Source organism: Bacillus sp. TH19 (assembly GCF_016651075.1).
Lineage (GTDB): Bacteria > Bacillota > Bacilli > Bacillales > Bacillaceae_G > Bacillus_A > Bacillus_A mycoides.
This window is the reverse complement of record NZ_JAEKEO010000001.1, coordinates 95,394-113,650: the sequence shown is the minus strand read 5'-3', so window position 1 is coordinate 113,650 and position 18,257 is coordinate 95,394. Positions and strand designations below refer to the sequence as shown.

General features: G+C 34.0%; 16 protein-coding genes and 11 pseudogenes. 20 read left to right on the top strand and 7 right to left on the bottom strand.

The window, feature by feature from the left end; all coding sequences use genetic code 11:
- Nucleotides 1-217: 217 nt before the first annotated feature.
- Nucleotides 218-643 carry a DUF4879 domain-containing protein gene (locus JFU54_RS00550; RefSeq protein WP_151304133.1) on the top strand — a complete coding sequence of 142 codons (426 nt, stop codon included), beginning with the start codon at nt 218-220 and terminating at the stop codon, nt 641-643.
- Nucleotides 644-827: 184 nt separating this feature from the next.
- Here JFU54_RS00550 and JFU54_RS29580 read toward each other — a convergent pair.
- Nucleotides 828-1,006, bottom strand: a pseudogene (locus JFU54_RS29580) (stress protein); the annotation flags it as partial.
- 90 nt (nt 1,007-1,096) lie between these two features.
- Here JFU54_RS29580 and JFU54_RS29575 point away from each other — a divergent pair.
- Nucleotides 1,097-1,213: pseudogene (locus tag JFU54_RS29575) on the top strand (recombinase family protein); the annotation flags it as partial.
- A 303-nt stretch (nt 1,214-1,516) separates the two neighbouring features.
- Here JFU54_RS29575 and JFU54_RS00545 read toward each other — a convergent pair.
- A pseudogene (locus JFU54_RS00545) lies at nt 1,517-1,816 on the bottom strand (hypothetical protein).
- A 363-nt stretch (nt 1,817-2,179) separates the two neighbouring features.
- On the opposite strand from JFU54_RS00545, the pseudogene JFU54_RS00540 reads away from it, so the two are divergent.
- From JFU54_RS00540 to JFU54_RS29565, 4 genes and pseudogenes are all read left to right on the top strand, one after another.
- Nucleotides 2,180-3,069, top strand: a pseudogene (locus JFU54_RS00540) (IS3 family transposase); the annotation flags it as partial.
- Between the two features lie 97 nt (nt 3,070-3,166).
- On the top strand, nt 3,167-3,313 hold the full coding sequence (locus tag JFU54_RS29570) for a hypothetical protein (protein ID WP_242488122.1): 147 nt from the start codon (nt 3,167-3,169) through the stop codon (nt 3,311-3,313).
- Nucleotides 3,314-3,361: 48 nt separating this feature from the next.
- Entirely contained in the window at nt 3,362-4,039 is a 678-nt protein-coding gene (locus JFU54_RS00535; RefSeq protein ID WP_242488121.1) for an AMP-binding protein, read from the top strand.
- A 73-nt stretch (nt 4,040-4,112) separates the two neighbouring features.
- A complete protein-coding gene (locus JFU54_RS29565) occupies nt 4,113-4,283 on the top strand; it encodes a hypothetical protein (RefSeq protein WP_242489397.1) in 171 nt (56 codons plus the stop codon).
- Between the two features lie 209 nt (nt 4,284-4,492).
- Here JFU54_RS29565 and JFU54_RS00530 read toward each other — a convergent pair whose 3' ends face one another.
- A complete protein-coding gene (locus JFU54_RS00530; protein ID WP_201063437.1) occupies nt 4,493-5,455 on the bottom strand; it encodes a collagen-like protein in 963 nt (320 codons plus the stop codon).
- Between the two features lie 216 nt (nt 5,456-5,671).
- On the opposite strand from JFU54_RS00530, the pseudogene JFU54_RS30170 reads away from it, so the two are divergent.
- From JFU54_RS30170 to JFU54_RS30165, 3 pseudogenes are all read left to right on the top strand, one after another.
- Nucleotides 5,672-5,991, top strand: a pseudogene (locus JFU54_RS30170) (recombinase family protein); the annotation flags it as partial.
- 79 nt (nt 5,992-6,070) lie between these two features.
- Nucleotides 6,071-6,315: pseudogene (locus JFU54_RS00525) on the top strand (PD-(D/E)XK nuclease family transposase); the annotation flags it as partial.
- Between the two features lie 595 nt (nt 6,316-6,910).
- Nucleotides 6,911-7,228: pseudogene (locus tag JFU54_RS30165) on the top strand (reverse transcriptase N-terminal domain-containing protein); the annotation flags it as partial.
- Between the two features lie 82 nt (nt 7,229-7,310).
- On the opposite strand, the gene JFU54_RS00515 reads toward JFU54_RS30165, so the two are convergent.
- The gene (locus tag JFU54_RS00515; protein ID WP_201063435.1) at nt 7,311-8,612 is read right to left on the bottom strand and encodes a reverse transcriptase/maturase family protein; all 1,302 of its coding nucleotides are present in this window, start codon (nt 8,610-8,612) and stop codon (nt 7,311-7,313) included.
- Between JFU54_RS00515 and JFU54_RS00510 the strand changes: the two are divergent.
- The 5 genes and pseudogenes from JFU54_RS00510 to JFU54_RS00490 all read left to right on the top strand — a co-directional run.
- Nucleotides 8,605-8,844 (top strand): annotated as a pseudogene (locus JFU54_RS00510) (acyl-ACP desaturase); the annotation flags it as partial. The gene JFU54_RS00515 and the pseudogene JFU54_RS00510 sit on opposite strands and share 8 nt — an antisense overlap.
- Nucleotides 8,845-9,061: 217 nt before the next feature.
- On the top strand, nt 9,062-9,523 hold the full coding sequence (locus JFU54_RS00505) for a CarD family transcriptional regulator (protein ID WP_002169666.1): 462 nt from the start codon (nt 9,062-9,064) through the stop codon (nt 9,521-9,523).
- Between the two features lie 556 nt (nt 9,524-10,079).
- Nucleotides 10,080-10,244 (top strand): BC1881 family protein, encoded by a 165-nt coding sequence (locus JFU54_RS00500; protein WP_201038179.1) that lies wholly within the window; start codon nt 10,080-10,082, stop codon nt 10,242-10,244.
- Between the two features lie 269 nt (nt 10,245-10,513).
- Nucleotides 10,514-10,746 (top strand): annotated as a pseudogene (locus tag JFU54_RS00495) (hypothetical protein).
- 194 nt (nt 10,747-10,940) lie between these two features.
- A complete protein-coding gene (locus tag JFU54_RS00490) occupies nt 10,941-11,174 on the top strand; it encodes a YuzF family protein (protein ID WP_078205944.1) in 234 nt (77 codons plus the stop codon).
- Between the two features lie 67 nt (nt 11,175-11,241).
- Here JFU54_RS00490 and JFU54_RS00485 read toward each other — a convergent pair whose 3' ends face one another.
- Nucleotides 11,242-11,517, bottom strand: a complete 276-nt coding sequence (locus tag JFU54_RS00485; protein WP_002187306.1) for a hypothetical protein — start codon at nt 11,515-11,517, stop codon at nt 11,242-11,244.
- Nucleotides 11,518-11,799: 282 nt separating this feature from the next.
- On the opposite strand from JFU54_RS00485, the gene JFU54_RS30455 reads away from it, so the two are divergent.
- Both JFU54_RS30455 and JFU54_RS00475 read left to right on the top strand, forming a co-directional pair.
- Nucleotides 11,800-11,907 (top strand): zinc-ribbon domain-containing protein, encoded by a 108-nt coding sequence (locus tag JFU54_RS30455; protein WP_176127039.1) that lies wholly within the window; start codon nt 11,800-11,802, stop codon nt 11,905-11,907.
- Nucleotides 11,908-12,836: 929 nt separating this feature from the next.
- Entirely contained in the window at nt 12,837-13,064 is a 228-nt protein-coding gene (locus JFU54_RS00475; protein WP_078205942.1) for a methyltransferase, read from the top strand.
- A 329-nt stretch (nt 13,065-13,393) separates the two neighbouring features.
- Here JFU54_RS00475 and JFU54_RS00470 read toward each other — a convergent pair.
- Nucleotides 13,394-13,921, bottom strand: a pseudogene (locus JFU54_RS00470) (transposase); the annotation flags it as partial.
- Between the two features lie 60 nt (nt 13,922-13,981).
- Complete coding sequence (locus JFU54_RS00465; RefSeq protein ID WP_002192093.1) at nt 13,982-14,689, bottom strand: IS6 family transposase; 708 nt, start codon at nt 14,687-14,689, stop codon at nt 13,982-13,984.
- Nucleotides 14,690-14,956: 267 nt separating this feature from the next.
- Here JFU54_RS00465 and JFU54_RS29550 point away from each other — a divergent pair, with 267 nt between their 5' ends.
- From JFU54_RS29550 to JFU54_RS00450, 4 genes and pseudogenes are all read left to right on the top strand, one after another.
- On the top strand, nt 14,957-15,145 hold the full coding sequence (locus JFU54_RS29550) for a hypothetical protein (protein ID WP_078205591.1): 189 nt from the start codon (nt 14,957-14,959) through the stop codon (nt 15,143-15,145).
- A gap of 451 nt (nt 15,146-15,596) precedes the next feature.
- Nucleotides 15,597-16,283, top strand: a pseudogene (locus JFU54_RS00460) (YqaJ viral recombinase family nuclease); the annotation flags it as partial.
- A gap of 116 nt (nt 16,284-16,399) precedes the next feature.
- On the top strand, nt 16,400-16,912 hold the full coding sequence (locus tag JFU54_RS00455) for a dUTP diphosphatase (protein ID WP_085313211.1): 513 nt from the start codon (nt 16,400-16,402) through the stop codon (nt 16,910-16,912).
- Nucleotides 16,913-16,951: 39 nt separating this feature from the next.
- Complete coding sequence (locus JFU54_RS00450; RefSeq protein WP_078205592.1) at nt 16,952-17,206, top strand: hypothetical protein; 255 nt, start codon at nt 16,952-16,954, stop codon at nt 17,204-17,206.
- Nucleotides 17,207-18,257: the final 1,051 nt, after the last annotated feature.

Here is an 18,257-nt window from a genome sequence, read left to right as displayed (position 1 = left end):
GGTACTTCAAAACCTTAGCTTGATGGCGATGGGACGTTATCCTATTAAGGAGTTTTTTATCTTGAAAGCAACGAATATATTTTCATACATGTCAATCAATATGCTAAATTACATATCTAAAAAAGTATAATTTGTTAACATTTTCAAAATAATGATTATCCTTATAAAATTCTGTTAATATCAAACTTGTACCTATATAAAAGAAGGGGATGTTTATATATTTAAAAAAGTTATATTAGGGATATCATCATTAGCAATGGCAGCGGTAGTTGGTTTAGGAATGGCATCGGAGGCATCTGCAGGGCCAGCGGCACCTCTAACTTCTTTAAGTGTAGTAAAAGTAGAGTCACAATTGGGTGGAGTTGAATACATTAATCCTAATAGTTTTAGTACAACTAAAGATCATGGGGGAAGTTACTTATATGTTTACACAAAAGAAATAGGGTATGGCCAGTTTCCTTTTGCGAAAATGAATGGATTTGATGTGAAAAGTATTGGTTCACAAATAATTGGTGGTAATCCTATTGTAGGTTGGGAATATAAATGGGATGCATCAAATCATCAAGAAGGGACTTTTGAATATCAAAAGACTTCAATAAACTATCCAAGAGATACGTGGCGTACTTCACTATATATTAAATAGTCAGTTTTATATATTCGTAGCATAAAAATCCCTGCACCTTGTGTGGGGATTTTTTCATAAAGAAAAGACACCTTAAGGTGCCTTCCTCCGACTTAAACCACTTTACTTTTAATAATATGTATTGGACTTCTATCCAAATACAATTTTATCATATTTCCCGAAAAATGAAAGCGAATTCATTAACCTACTTAATGGTTTTATCCATAACTTCTTTATATTTATTAAACTCTTTATTTTTTATATCACCATTTATCTGTGAAAGGAAATCTCCTTTAGCCTATATATGAAGCATAGTATTGGAGCTGAGTTTCCTAACTCATCATAGTACTTTTTAGCTTTCTCTAAATCTTCTTTCTTACTAAATGGGGTAGTGACAGGGTAGTTGTCATAGACCGCAAAATAAGTAAGGTTGAACCAACAGTAGCATTAAAACCATCTATTATCATAATTAATATAGAAGAAACTTATTCTAAATGGAAAAGTGGGGAAATAACAGCTATTATATTTATGGAAATGTTAGAGCGAAAGAAAAATGCGTTTTATAAAATAATGAAGGAATATGAGAGGTCCTACTTTTTCTCCAGGTGTAAGAATCTTGGAGTTTTTGCACCAGAACAGTATTATGTATATCGAGAAAAAATAAAAGACAACTCTAATTAAGAGTTGTCTTTTTGTGTAATAAATTTTACAAAATCTGAAGATATACAAACGACTAGAATACGTTATGGTTGTTATTATAACAAAAACGAATAGTATTTTGAATAAAAAATATTTGAATGAGTTTTTGAGCTTTTTGTTAACAATGTTCAAAAATAAACTTTTTGTAAAGGTTTTCTTTGAATATAATTATTTATTTTAAAAATATAATCATGGTTATTGTATTTCAATGGTTTCCTTATAAACCTTAGCTATATATTTAATAAAATCAATGACGGGATAGTGTATGAGTGAACGGTGCTGCGCAAAACGAACCCCTTCTTATTCCATTTTCGAAATAATTTGTTCAATTTCCAACTCTTTTTGTTATATTCTATTATAATTTTGATATACAATGTTTTTCCATTTATAAGAAGAACCGTGAAAATAACTCTCTCCTTTTACCGTGTGGCTGAATATTATTTCTATTTTTTCTCTACGTTGTTTTTCCTTCATATGCGCTTCCGTTGACTGCATGTTTATCGCCTCTTCCCTTGGGGCTGTATACTGTTTCCAAAAATAAGGTCTAACCCATCATAGCTAATGTACAGTAATCTTGTTGGGGATTGTCGTTTACGGCTATCTCATCAACTATATATTTTTTTCAAGTACTTAATCTAACATCTTAGATCTTACATCTAAATACGTTGTTAGTCTGTATAACATACCATTCATCTTTTAAGTTTTTTCTCTCAATAACAAAATTAAAAAGTAGTGAAAACGTATGAAAGATTAATTGTTTATCAATCTTTATTATAAAACGATTCTTTATGGGCATGCACCTTTTTACAATCACTAAGATTTACAACATGACGAGTATCTTTATCCATAAATATTCGTCTCAATTTGCGAGATACACGCAACCAAAACGCCGTAAGAACTCTTGAGAGTGTGCTTACGTTAGAAGAGAAGTATGCTCAAGCCGAACGGAACGTACTAAAGGCAGAAAGTGAATTGTTAAAAAAGATCAAACAAATGGAAGGGAGGATGGGAAGGAAATAACGTTGCCACCTAGTTAGAAATATATCCTGTTTCGTTCTTTCATCATAAAATATAACTTACGAAATATGGTGAGTTACTTGTGTAAAGTAGCTGCTGAATCCAGTTCGGAATACTATAATTATTTTTTCATTTCACCTCAAGAACAACGGAAACAAAAGAAAGATCAAGATGAAATCGTGAAACAAATTATATTAAAAGCACTTCGATTTAGAAATCGAAAGAAAGAGGCTCGTCAAATAAAAATGACATTGGCGGGTCATTTTCAAGTTGTCCACAATTTAAAGCGTATCCGTATAATCATGAAGAAATATGAGATTGTCTGTCTGATGTGGATAGCAAATCCTTATAAAAGAATGCTGAAAGAAACAAAAGAACATCGAGTAATGATGAATCAATTAGATCGAGAATTTTAACAAAACACCTCAGGAAAAACGCTTCTTACAGATATCACTTATTTAGTTTACGGTAAGAATAAAAGAGCTTATTTATCTACAATTTCAGATGGCTCAGCCAATGAAATTTTAGCTTGCCATGTTTCAGAACAGATAACATTAAACCTCGGACAATCTATGTCAAGATGAGGAAAGTGTTGGGATAACGCTCCACAAGAATCATTTTTTGGTCATCTGAAAGGTGAAGCACATATAAAACCTTGCGAGTCTTTTACTGAGTTGAAACAAGAGATTAAGAGCTATATGACGTACTATAAACACTATAGATATCAATAGAATTTAAAGAAGATGACACCTGTTGGATACAAAAATCATTTTCTTGATGTTGCCTAACTTTTTTTAAAAATGTCCTTTACAAAGGGGACAGTCTAGTATGCATATTGATTTTTCGTTAGAAAGGTTTGAACTAAACAAAGAATGTGATGCTATTGTTTTGGAGGATAAAACATACACATATGATTGGTTACTAAATCAAACAATGATTTATATAAGTGAATTAAAGGAACATGGAAAGATGTAGTATAAAATTATCTCTTTAGAAGCGGACTATTCTCCATACTCCATAGCAATGTTTTTAGCACTTATTGAGTTAGGTTGTACAGTAGTACCAATCTTAAATTCTTTGGTTGACAGCAAGAAGAAAGAATACTATGAAATTGTTGAATTAGAAAATGTAATTAAAGTTGAAAGTGGAAATTTTGAAATAATCAATATGCAAAGAGATTACATTCAAAATGAATTGTTATTACAACTGAAAAAGTTAAAACATCCCGGATTAGTATTGTTTTCATCTGGCACAACAGGACACAGTAAAGCAATTGTACATGATTTTACATTACTTCAAAAGAAGTACAGCGTTGCAAGAAGTGCAAAACGGGTTATACCATTTATGTTATTTGATCATATTGGGGGAGTTAATACGCTTTTCCAAATTCTTTCTAGCCTAGGGTGTTTGGTAATTATTGATGATCGTACCCCTAATCGAGTATGTAATATGATTGAGAAACATCAAGTACAAGCATTACCTGCATCTCCAACCTTTATAAATTTACTTATACTGAGTAAGGTTTATAAAAAATATAATTTAAATAGTTCGCAGACTATTTCTTATGGATCAGAAGTTATGCTTGAGACTACGCTAGGTAAAATAAACGAAATATTCCCTTGTGTTAAAATTATACAAATGTATGGGTTGTCAGAATTAGGAGGTTTATATTCACAATTTAAATCGAATGATTCTTTGTAGATTAAACTAAGCGATAAAAAATATGGAGTCAAGAGTTGTGAAGGGAATGTTACAAATTTAATCAATGTCTACAATGATTGGCTATATTAATGCTCCAAGTTCATTTACCATAGATGGCTGGCTTATGACAGGAGATATAGTGGAATATGAAAGTGAATTTATAATTATTATTTTACTTTTATTTCCTTTTCTTGGTTTTATTGAAATTATATCCATTCACCCGTTTTCTCAAAATCACTATTAAAAGTATACATTCCAAACATTATAAATAAAGAGATTAGAACATCCATTAACAAAAAACTAGCATAGATTTAGTTTTTTACATAGTTTCCGTTAGCAGAAATTACTATATCTAAAAAAATACAAAAATCCCTTCAAAAAAATTAAAGGGACTTTTATATTTTTTTCCTTAAATTGATGGCTATAGCCTACAACCTATTCTATTCTTCGCTTTTATCTAAGTCGCGTAATAATAAGATGTGCTGAAACAGACTGTGTTCCTCCAGCCAAAGGAGTAATGGTTAGTGCTGTGAATTCGCTAGCAGGATTTCGTACAGTAAGTATTGAATTGATGACTGATGTTTGCACAAGGGCCATTCCTACTATCTGAGAAGTACCAGTTGCTCGACCAGCTACCGTATAAGCTAATTCAACAGCTCCTGCTCCGGAATTAAGAGTTAAAACTAGTTGACCCGATTCGGTCACACTCACCTGAAATAAGACCTGATAACTACCGATTGCAGCCAAATTAAATGTGTCAGCACCAGTACGTGTAATCCCCGCTCCACTAAAAGGTCCGTCTCTTGGAAAATCAACGTCACCACCGACTGCAACTGTTGCAGCATTATCAGGGGGCATCAATGCATAAAAATCCGCAAAATCTAATACTCCACCTGTCGCGCCTGATGGACCTGTTGCTCCCGTTGGACCTGGTGGACCACCTGATGGGCCTGTCGCGCCTGATGGACCTGTTGCTCCCGTTGGACCTGGTGGACCACCTGATGGGCCTGTCGCGCCTGATGGACCTGTTGCTCCCGTTGGACCTGGTGGACCACCTGATGGGCCTGTCGCGCCTGATGGACCTGTTGCTCCTGGACCACCTGATGGGCCTGTCGCGCCTGATGGACCTGTTGCTCCCGTTGGACCTGGTGGACCACCTGATGGGCCTGTCGCGCCTGATGGACCTGTTACTCCCGTTGGACCTGGTGGACCGCCTGATGGGCCTGTCGCGCCTGATGGACCTGTTGCTCCCGTTGGACCTGGTGGACCACCTGATGGGCCTGTCGCGCCTGATGGACCTGTTGCTCCCGTTGAACCTGTTGCTCCCGTTGGACCTGTCGAGCCTGATGGACCGATTTCAGGTAAAGGGAAACAACATTGAAACGGTATACAACTATTCTTTTTAAATTTGCTCATGGTTCTCACCTACCTTATATAAAAAACAACTTTTCTAAATAATTACACTACAGTATATGAGCTTTCCAAATGTAAGTATAAGAAAAGCACCTATGAAAACCAAAGTAGAATCATACAGTTAAGCCCTATTTCACATTTTCAAATATATATTATATAAATTATGGTCAACATGTATACAGCATTCATTGTTCTTTATTTAGCTAACAGGCAGTTTTATATGTACGAAAAAATAAGCAAACCGAAAAAAGCGAATAAATTAAAGAACAAACAGCCACTATTCATATATCGTTACGTGTGGAAAACAACAATAAATTTGTACAAAGAAAGGGGAAAGCTCGAAAGAATATCGAATCCTTTTCACATGACAATACAATATGGAACAACGTTCAGGAGAATATATATTTTATGTTCCTTACAACAAAATTTCAGATTTAGAAAAAAAGGTAGATAGCATAATTCATAAAATCGATTTTGAAGCGGATTTACAAAATTGTTTTACGGAGTTAGATGTATACTGTAATGAATTGGAGCTATAATGGTAAAAGTAGTATTTGCTTATATAAAGAATTACAGTATAAAATAATAAGAATAACTGAAGACAGGAAGAGGAAACCCATGACCACAAAATTAGTAAATTTACGGATTGATTTCGCTTTTAAACAGTTATTTAGAACGAAGGGAAACGAATAAATGGATTTCTAAACCCTATCCTAGAAGAATCTTTAAATGCTCCTATTGTATCTCTACAACTAGAAGATCCACATCTTCATAAATCTTATGGAGATGATAAGTTATCCATATTAGACTTATTAGCAACATTGGACAATGGAACGCAAGTGAATATAGAGATACAGGCGCGACAAGAAGTCGCTTCATAATAGTGCGTATCCATAGGGATACGCTATTCTAGTTGTCAAGAATATTTCCACCCGAAACAGCGTTGCTAGTAATGGCAGGGTTGGTTGCATGAGGGGGTGCATAAGGAAGCGATGAACGTACATTCAATCCGTTCTAGGGAAAGATGAGAAAGGTAAACGACAGTGAATTTTCTTAAGCTTCGTTACTATGAACCTAATGAAAGACGTTGATACATTGGGATTGCGGATGAGAAAAGTGGACTTTGTATGCCGCTGAGGGACAACCTACATATCCGCCGGAGTAGTAGAAGATACCTTCCCTCATCGTATCTATTAGAAGTGGAACTTGGTAAGCCCTATATAATCTGTACGTTGTACAGTAAGGATGTCGTAAGGCAGAATGACGTTATAGAGGGTATGGGATGTTGGAAAAAGCGAAAGTCGCAAAGTCGAAAGATAACAGGAACTCATAACTGTGCGAATAGCATTCAAGGAAAAAAACCTTAATGATGCAACCCGAAAGGGTGCAGACTTCCAACAGGTCTTCAACACGAAAAAAAGCGGAAAGAAACTTTTGCGGAAAGGAAGGAATCTAGTTATGGATACAGCTCACAAGGCGTCGGCTATTCCTTCACTTACAGATTGTTTTACAATCCAGTGGAAAGAAATCGAAAGGTATGTAAGGAAGTTACGACAACGAATTTTTCGTGCCAAACACCAAAATCAAAGTAGAAGAGTGAGAAAATTACAACGCCTTATACTTCGAAGCAAAGCGAATCTATTGTTATCAATTAAAAGAGTTACACAAATAAACCGTGGGAAGCGCACAGCGGGTATCGATGGAGAACGTATATTGACACCTAGGTCTAGGATGGCATTGTTTCAGAAAATGAGCCACCAAAATATTTCATCACATTTACTTAGTTTCTTAAGCAGGTTTCCAAGAACGCCCCTCCAAACCGTACGTACTCCTCTCAGAGTATACGGCTTTCCATTTATCAATCTAACTTCCCATTGTGTAAGTCATGGTGCATTTCTAATGGAACATTATCTATACCACACCATTCACATTTTTCAGCTAAAAGGCGTTCAATGAGACTTGTTTTGCCACCAAATTGAACTGTAATCGGTTCTATATCAACCTCTTCATAATTAGTCTTTGTATTATTCTCCATTTTTTGTTCTATGAAGTATGCAATACGTTGCCCATCTTTCGTCTTGTAGCGAATACCAAAGTTTCCGTTTATAGAAAATTTATTGATTTTCTTGCTAACGGTACTTTTATATTTATTAGCATAAGTTTTTATCATGCTGTATTTCATGGTTTGACGGAAAGATTGCAGAACATGCACATTACTAGCTAGTCGATAATAATTGTACAGTCCTCTTATTTCGGCATTGTATTGTCTTATGATTTCTATGTCATCATTATGGAGTAAATACGGTCTATGAATCGGTTTCCATTGATTATTTTTCCCGAGGCTTAATGCACTAAGGTCAATGAGTTTTTTGATGTATTTTTCGTGAGGAACAAAGAGTTTGGCTTGAAAATTAAATTTCCTTTTTTGTGTGCCGTTAGGCATTTTCATTGTTTGCCAATCCCTAGCTACTCTTATGTCATACCCAAGAAATCTCGCATTCTTTTTGCTATGTGTAATCAGCGTCTTTTCCGCACTTAGTTCAAGTTTTAGTTTATCAGCTAGAAAAATCGTTAAATCCTTCTTGATTTCTTCTACCTCTTCTTTGCTTGCTATAACACCAATAAGAAAATCATCTGCATATCTCACATATTTCATTCTACGATAATTCGGATCAAACAGATCCTTACTGTCATGTTTGATTAACTTTTTGTAGAGTTCTTTCAATTCATTGGCTCTTACAGCTCTAGTTTCTTTGTTTAAATTTGACCATTCACGTTTATTCTTATGTTTATGATAAGTTATTTTCGATGCTAGATTATGGTAGGTTAGATTATGTCTGCGTTTATCACCTTTATTGAATATCGATGTATATTCTTCAATGTATTTATCCAATTCATTAAGGTAAATATTAGAGAGAGTTGGGCTAATAATACCACCTTGTGGAGTTCCACTGAATGTTTTATGAAATACCCAGTCTTCCACATAACCAGCACGTAGAAATTTCCAAATCAAGTTGATAAATTTTTCATCCTCGATTCCTCTACTCAAGATGTTGATAAGAGTGTGATGGTCAATAATATCAAAGAATCCCTTTATGTCACCTTCGATAAACCAGCGAGTGCCAGTAAAGGTATGTTTAATTTGCTTAAGTGCCGTCATGCCTGATTTTGAAAATAGAATGGCTGTAATTGCAAAAGAAGCGAATTATGGACCACTACAATATTTTGATCAAGTACTTGATGTAGTGGTTGATTATTGGGGGTTAAAAGACTTACGACCCATTGCACCTCTAGCTGAAAAAGCAAGAATTGAGATTTTGGAATACCACACAAGATTGAAAAAAATACGGGATCGATTTGGTCGTTTTCAAGGGAAAACTGATCTACGTTAATGAGTAGAGATTTCAGAATATAAGCGGGGAAATTCCCCTTCCCTTTATGGGAAATCTGACACACTCCCTATTGTTTTGGGGGTGTTTTTATTTGATTTAATTTTTAAAGAAAAAAGTAGTTGACACTAAAAATAATTTTATGATATTATAAAATATTTGATAAAAAATCACATATATGTTAAGGTTAAGAAGGTTACCATATATGGAGGTGGATTATATGTTTCAAATTGGCGATAACATTGTTTATCCAATGCACGGAGCAGGTATAATTGAAGCCATAGAAGAAAAAGAATTCTCAGGGAAAAAACAACAGTATTTTGTTATAAAAATGTCAATCAGTAATATGCAAGTCATGATTCCTATGGGTAAAATATTAAGTTCGAGTATACGCCCAGTTACTGATATACTTGCATTAAAACACATTATACACATTTTTCAGCATGGAGAATCAGATGAATTACTGCCGTGGAAACAAAGGTATAAAGTGAACACGGACAAAATAAAAACGGGTGAAATACAAGAAGGTGCTGAAGTTGTACGTGATCTAATGCGTATGAAAAAAGAAAAAGCACTGAATACAAGCGAAAAAAAAATGTTGGATAACGCACATGAATTTTTGATTAGTGAACTGGGATTAATTAAAGGGATCACTGAAAATCAATTAAAAAGTTTCTGTTAAGGTTCATTATAGATAATGTATTACATCCCCCGAAAATATCCTGAATTTTTCGGGAATATGATGATTATTAAAAGTAAATCATTTCAAAGACATTCAACTTCTTCAACTCACTTTTAGAGTAGGAACCTCTTTTGTTATTACTTCAATCTAATCCATTTTTATTTTTACATTTCTTTTACGAACGTTCGAAGTTTCATCAAATAACTCGATCAAATAGTCACTTGATTTTTGCAATCCTGATTCACACTGGCACGGACAAGGAGCCGTAAGGATGAAAGAGAGGTAGGGCTTTCATTGTTTTAGGTATATATATCTAAGTCATTATTTCTAGAAGAAAAAATAATCAATCTCATCTCTATCTTTAAGAATTTTCTACATTTACTGAGACAGTGAATAGTAATTGTTTATCTTCTTTTCATAAAAGAGATGCGCGAGTTGGTAACATCTAAATATATGGTCAACGATACAAATTGATGGGATTTCTAGAACTAGAACCCATTGTTACAATTTATTTAACATAATAAGATGAAATGAAACAATAAGAAGGAGTGAAGATATGAAACGCATGCCAACGCAAGAATTAAGTAACGAGTTAAAGAAGCGGAAAGGGATTACTTCTATTAAGATTGAGTCTTATGAAAAAATTGAAGTTGGTAGAATTGTTGTAGATGGACCGGCTGTTATTTTAATTAATCAAGAATACCTAAAAATTGTTGAATGAAGAAAAGGATGATCCTTTACGAAAAGGGATAATCCTTTTTGTTTTCTGTTGATAATAATAGGATATACATATCATCGGATGCGATGGGATTAAAAGAAAGGAGAGGGTCTGGATTATCATAGCGGAAAGCTTAATATTGGTAGTATTTCTTTTTACGTTATATAAATTAGTTGCTTAAAAAAATTAATTATTTGAACCGATAGATTGTTTTCTTTTTAAGGGCGAGATTTATTTTATAGGAAAATTGATAATTTTAAGGAGGAATTTAGATGTATGCAAGGAAACAACGCATAAAATACGAGAAGATGTCAAAGAACTATGAACGTATTTCTTTAGTTTCGTTTCTCCTATTAATTGTACTTGTTTGTAGTAGTGTGATTATCATAGGAGCTACAGGGGGGAATATGGAGTGTTTTTGTTGGTAGCGATTTTACTTAACGCACGTATTACGAAAGAATCTCAAAAAAAGTATGAGCAGTATGCTAATAAAGGGCATATTTAAAATAATACATATTTTGAAAAGAACAACCTGAATGTACATTCAAAATATCCCTATATCATCACCTATTAACTAGCAAAAGGAACCTTATTAAAATGTTAGTTTCGTTCCTATAATGAATTATCCTTCTAGCATATTTATAAGATTTATATCATATATTAGGAGAAAGAATGCAAGTTAGAAAGGAGTCTTATAGAATGAGTTATTCGGAAGGAAATGACTTGAATGAACAACATATGGTAAGTACACCCAATCCCTACGTATATCAGACATTACAATCAGTAATTGGTAAACATGTGGTTATTGAAACTGTAAGAGGTAATGTAAGAGGAAAGTTAAAAGATGTGAAACCAGATCATTTGCTCATTGAAGATACGGTGCCATATATTGTACGCATTCAACAAATTGTATGGATTATGCCAAAACAATAATCAAATTACATCTAATTTAATTTATAACAGATTGGCGTCATAGACGACCAAATAAAAACACAGGGTTTTATCTCTGTGTTTCTTCAAATTTTCGTTTTTGAATATATGCTTGAGCATGAATAATTTCTTCCTGAAGTTCTTTTAATTCTTCCATAGATCCTGATTCAATAGCCATGTAAGTAGTAACTAAACTAATCATCATATCCATCTTCTCTACTATATTTTGAATGACCTGTTCAGATTGCTCTTTTTTAGGGTGTTGTATGGCTATTAATACATTTTCCATATAATTGTTCTTTCTTTGCTGGATATCATAAATAAATTGTTTTGTGTTTGAGTTCATTTGTTGTTCCTCCTTTTGGATATATTTCCATTCTATCATATATGAATAGAAAATATTGGATTCCCCTAAATTCACACCTGTCTCGTACATCTCCTCAAATATACAAACTAATTCCTTAATGTACAGAGAATCGAAATGTGTCAATTTTATGTCTAAATGTGCATTTTTCTTTTTGGAGCATGGTATGGTGACCTCCAATAGGTATATCAAATAGCTATAATGCGTAAACAAATTATATGATCTATAGCCCTACTAGCATATAAAAAAAGGAGATAACACTATATGGATAACAGCTTAGCAATAAGAAAGCCTAAACAATGGCATGAAACTAAAAATGGGAAATTAACTCCTTTTGATGTTACATATAGTTCCGATAAAAAGGAATTGTGAGAAAGGGCATGAATGAGAAACATCTCCAACCGACATAAAGGAAATGGCTGTCCTTATTGCTCAAGGGAAAATAAGTTAAGAAAATAATATAGTTTTAAAATATGGTTTAGACACGAATTTATCCTTTTTCTGTACGCTGTATACAATATATGTACCTGAAACAGATAATTACAGAACTCAGTAATAAATGAACTAATTAACCAATTCCAAGTATATAAGCATTTCTTAAAAAGAAAATTTTTATTACGCACATAATCTATTTAGGTTATGTGCTTTTTTGTCGAAATTAACAGAAATAATTTTCAGAAATATTATTGATTAATCACGAAAACTTGATAGTATAGAAATACAGAAAATCACGTTTTCGTGATTGAAGAGGGGGAATATAATGACAGATAAGAAGAATTCTGTAGAAAAAGTTTTTTAAACTCCCCACTTTTCAATGTTTTTACAGCAAGTGAAGCCGAACAGAAGTGGTGATTGGAAAAAGGTACCGTGAGATCGTCTTGTGTACGCGGTAAATTAAAAAATTACGTAGAATTAGGGATCTATAAACCACAAGAAATACCCATTAAAAATAGACACGAAAAAGCCCCCACCACCGCCAAGTAAGTAAGGGCTTTTCCAGATACATTATAAAAGAAAGGCTGATTCTAGAAGATAAATATATACCTAAAAACTCATCACAGCAAGAATATTTTATCATATTTAACTAAAAAAGAAAATTATTATAAAAACCAATTTAAATAAGCGATATAATGTCACTTGTAAATGGTTTATAGATAATTGTATTACCTCACAAATTTGCTTCTTCGGTACATTTGAAATATCTATTTTTATGGTTGTAGCTACATATATAATCTCTGGAATATATTTTGGGTTTTAATTCTAATATCTTTCAACCTATATAATTGAGGAGGAACTATTTGATGAATAAAAAATCTGTAAATGTAAAAATTGGTGATTCTGTACAATTCCGTTATCGTCATGATTCGTCAGTAATACTAATTGGTTCGGTAGTTAATGTATTAACTAATACCATTATTGTGGATGTCTCAGATTCTTCAAATAAGATCCCTGGACTAGAAAATCGGCAACTAGTAAAGTTGGGTCAGTTTAAAAAAAATTGTAAACAAGATTTGTTCTTAGCGCAATAATTTTCCCTTATAACTAATTCCTTTCAAAAATACAATTTATCTACATCTAACATATGTCAATACGATTGTAGAAGATTTAAAATGCATATTTTAAAGTTGGATTTCTTTGTCCATCCCTTCGAGGGGATGGGCAAAAAACCCTTCTTCGACAATGTTTAAGATGAGAGAACTCCTGTTAGGGGTACGGAAACATCGCCATCAAGCTAAGGAAAACATAATACAGAAATATGTAAAATTTTCTTTGTAACACTTCAAGAAAAAGAGATATATAGAAAAAATGGCATGCTAAATAACCCTTACGGGCTAAGTTTTTTTAAACTATTTCATTTTTATTTTGATAGATGTTGTACGTATGCAATACCTAAGATATCAAACACCGTTTTCTTTCGATATCGATGTGACTTCTGTCCATTTTTATCAAGTAAATGAAATACGCGAAGAAAACTTTTTGCTAACTGATTCGATTGATCTTGTATTTATTGATATAGTACTCGAAAGTAATCATGAATCATATACATGGCTTTCCATTTACTTAGTTCTTTTTGTTTTTTAACCAGTAATAATTGTCGCATCTGGAACATCACTGTGGAAGATAATAAGAGCGCAATTAATTTTCCATAGATATGGCACTCTAGGCGCTCCTTTTTTATATTTGTATTGTGATGAATACGAAAAATCGATTTCCATGTTTTAAAAATGATTTCGATTTGCCAACGAAGGGAGTAAAATTCATGAATTGCTTCTTTTGAAACATATTCCGATGGAATATTGGTCACATACACATTGATTCCTTGCAATTTTTTAATTCTATCGCTAAAAGTTATCCTCTTCTTTTTCTCTTTATATGCACGATTTTTTCGGTTCTGGTGCAAAAATAAAAGAGAATACAGCGCATATATTCCTAACGGAATCGTATCTTATGCTGCAAGTCCAAACAATTGATGGATGAATTCTTTCTGATTTTGGACAGACTGGTCCCGTAAAGCAATCTGTTCTTTTTTAATCATATGCATGGCTTCTACTCCAGAAAGAATGGATGTAGCTGTGGCGAAAGATTTAAGACCTAGCATAGAACGGATTCGCTTCTTTATAAAACGATGATCTTGTTCTACTATGTTATTCAAGTACTTTTGTTGTCTAAGTCGCATACCGTTAGGTATGCTTTTTTCTTTTTTCAACTGTTCAATTGCTATAGGATAAGCTGGATTCTTATCAACTGTTATCACACGTGGCTTTGAAACATGAAAAGACCGCAAAGCTTTCTTGAAAAAGCGCTTTGCAGCCTTATGATCTCTTGTTTTGCTTAGGCAAAAATCGATTGTGTTTCCGTTCGAATCAACAGCACGATACAGGTACATCCATTGACCTTTTACTTTGATATATGTTTCATCGACTCTCCAAGAGCCATTTATTTGTTTGAGGTAACGTCGGATCCGCTTGTCCAATTCAGGACCATACTGATGAACCCAACGCATAATCGTTGTATGAGAAATGGATAAACCCCGTTCCTCCATCATTTCCACCAAATCGCGAAAACTTAGGTTGTACCGTAGGTACCAACGTACAGTTAATAAGATGATGTCTGGTTGATAATGTTTCCACTTAAATAAATTCTCCTTTTCCATACTGATCACACACCTTTTATAGAGTAGTACTATCATTATTTCCAAGTTTGATAGACCATTTTCATATACTTCAAAGTTTTTGCACCAGAACCCAAGTATATAACTCTAGCTAAATAAGAAAAAACCCTACAGGGGATGCAGGGTATTACTAAGGGTATTGAGTTGTCGATTCCATAAGGACTTCTTGGAATGTACAAAGTGTAACACATAATTTATAAGAACTTTATATATAGATGTTACGAAAATATGAACAAAGGGGAATGAAAAATTAGTAAAGACGAATTAAATCTAGATAGTTTTGGCCAACAACTAATAATTACTGGTCTTACAAGATTAGTTGAAGAAGAAGGTTATACAGCTCACGAAGCTTTTCGATTGTTGGAAACAATTAAAAGAAATACGTTCCATGCTCTTTTAGAAATCCAAAAAGAGTCGAGAGAAAACAAAAAGCCCTAGCAGGGGAGCTAGGGCAGGGGATGGGGTATTAAGAATTGTTGATTCTATTAATAACGAATGACTTCTTCGAATGACCTTAGTCTAACATAGGAACTCATGTATATGTGTTACGGAATTATGAACAATGGACAAGCCTGTGCTTGTCATCATGATCAGGAGCGGACACCTTTTCCCCTCCACCTCGTTTCTGGTCATGATGATGCTCATAGCATCAGAAAGGAGTGATAACAATGTATCCGCTAGTTAAAAACTAGCATAATAAAAAGCCCGTACAGAAGCACAGGCTGGTTGTTACACATATCGGTAACTATATTTTAACGGAATTATTAGTTAGTTTCTATAACAAAATAAAAAACCGCCTTACCCCTAAGACGGTTTGGAGAAAACACATGTAATGACTCTAATTGCATTATACCAAATGTTTTCTCCTAAAAACAAGGAGGAGTTAAATATGAAAGCAGATGTTTTAGTAATTACAAAAGAAATGGCTCATGAGCAATGGTTAGCAGCAAGAAAGGCTGGTATTGGCGGTTCTGATGCATCCGCTATTGCAGGGCTAAACAAATGGAAATCACCAATTTCGGTTTATATGGATAAAGTTGGTGAATCACCAGAAGAGGATATTCAAAGTGAAGCGGCTCACTTCGGAAATGTTCTTGAGGAAGTCGTAGCACAAGAATTTAGTTCACGAACAGGATTGAAAGTACGTAAACGGAATGCGATCCTACAACATCCTGATTACCCTTGGATGCTAGCTAATGTGGACAGACTCATTATTGGCGAAAAAGTAGGTCTTGAATGTAAAACAGCATCTGAATACTTAAAGAAAGAATGGGAAGGCGAAGAAATCCCAACGTCTTATCTTATCCAGTGTCAACACTATATGGCCGTAACGGGTTATGAAGCATGGTGGATTGCAGTGTTAATCGGTGGGAATAAATTCATCTATAAAAAGATTGAACGTGATGAAGAAGTTATTCAGTACTTAATCGATATTGAAAAAGACTTTTGGCAAAACCATGTTGAGAAGCTTGCGCCACCGATGTTTGACGGGAGCGATGCTTCTACAAACTTACTAAAGCAAATGTATCCAGAAGGATATGACGGTTCAGAAGTGGACTTACCAAGTGAAGCGCAAGATGAAATGTCACTTGGTGGGATTGGATAGTGAGAAGCGGAAGACAAAGCGGACACTGGAAGAATTGCAGGATAGAAAAGAGAAATTAAACAGTTACTTATAAGGAGCGGGGCGGAATGAATTTACGAGTGAAGATTAAGAGATTGAAAGATGTGGAATTGCCTAAATACGCTAAACCGGGCGATAGTGGTTTTGATCTAGTTGCAGCGGAGGATGTGGTTATAAAGCCAGGGGAAACAAAGGTAATACCTACAGGTCTTGCGTTTGAAATACCACCAGGATTTGAAATGCAAATAAGACCACGTAGCGGTATGTCTCGTAAAACAAAGTTACGAGTAGTCTTAGGAACTATCGATAGTGGATATAGAGGAGAAGTTGGTGTGATTGCGGATAACGTTTCAATGGTTGAATATGCATCACAGACAAGGTTATTAAAGGGAGCGTTTGTTGGGGATAACGACTTCAATGTTACGAAAGTGACTAAATACGAGGTAATAAAAATTAGCAAAGGCGAAAGAATCGCTCAAGGCGTCATAGCGCCAGTGGAAACAGCTAATTTTGTTGAGGTAGACGAGCTATCGGTTAGTCAAAGGGGTAAAAACGGGTTTGGATCTACAGGCGTGAAGTAAGACCAAATTTGAATTTTATTAAGAAATGGGGAATGAGAAATGCCAAGTTTAACACCTTTTATGTATAAACCACATTATAGTGAGTCAGCCGAACCGTATCTAGTTTATTCGGTTGGTTGTGATAAACCAGAGACAACTAGTGGGTTTATGCAAGGATATTGGGAATGTACTAATTGCGGAGAAGGAAATCAGTTCCGATTTTATGATGAGGACTATCATCCGAATTATGTAGCTACATGTCCTGATTGTAAAAGAGATTTTATTGCAGTAGATGATACAGATTATGATGATTAATTTTTTAACAAAAGCGTTATTTAGTCATAAAAAAGAACACTGTTTAACAGTGTTCAATATGTAATACGAGCCTTATGAGGATGAATAGAACCGGTGGATTCAGTTCTTAATACAGTATATATCTTTTTAGGGAGAGAAATGCCAACAAATAAAAAAAGCACATAAATATAAGTGTGCTCTGAGAGATGAAAGGTAGATTCCTATGAATGGAGAGTCTCCATACAATAATATATGCTTGTCCAGTTAAAAGGTGAAAAGTTTTTTACAAAATAGTTATTGTATAGATAAAAATAAACAGAACCCGATAGTTATAATGGGTTCTGCGTACAAGGAATCCAAGGAATACAAGGTAACTGGTCCAGAGAAACCTGTGTATTCCTTGGATTGGCAATAAAGTATTCAAAGCAATAAAAAAGGTTAATAAAAATCAAACATAATCCTTATTTTAAAATTAAAGAGCGCTTTCCAAGGCGCTCTTCTACCCAAACTTACATTGAAAAAGAATACACGACATTGTATGCCTATTTCTTTCGCTTTGTGTAGTTTTAAAACAAAATCTTTATTGTATAAAAAAAGGCTAGGATTTCTCCTAGCACTCAATAAAAGGTTATGTCGCATGGGAAATAAGATAATAAGCGAATTTGATCGCTCATTTCAAATGTAGTATATAACGTTTTTAAGGAAGAAAGTAAGGAAAACAGTAATATTTACAAATGTTTTACGTAGCAATAAAGATATTAATAAATAATAAGATTTTTATTTAAAATGGTTCAGCCCCTTGGGGTGCGCTCCAAGGGGCTGAGATTCGAGAACTCTTAAACTCTTGTTTAATTACATGATAACTCCCTAAGGAACATCTATAATATTGCAACATATCACCAATCTGGTCGGCAATTTAGATATTTAGATTTAAATTTAAATCTATCTGTTTTAAAAAGACATTCTAAATGTAACGTATGAATATTTCGAAAATGTAACAAAAAGTTAACAAAATCGTTATTTGAATGTAAAAAGCCCTAGAGGGGACTAGGGCCTTTTACATAATAAATCT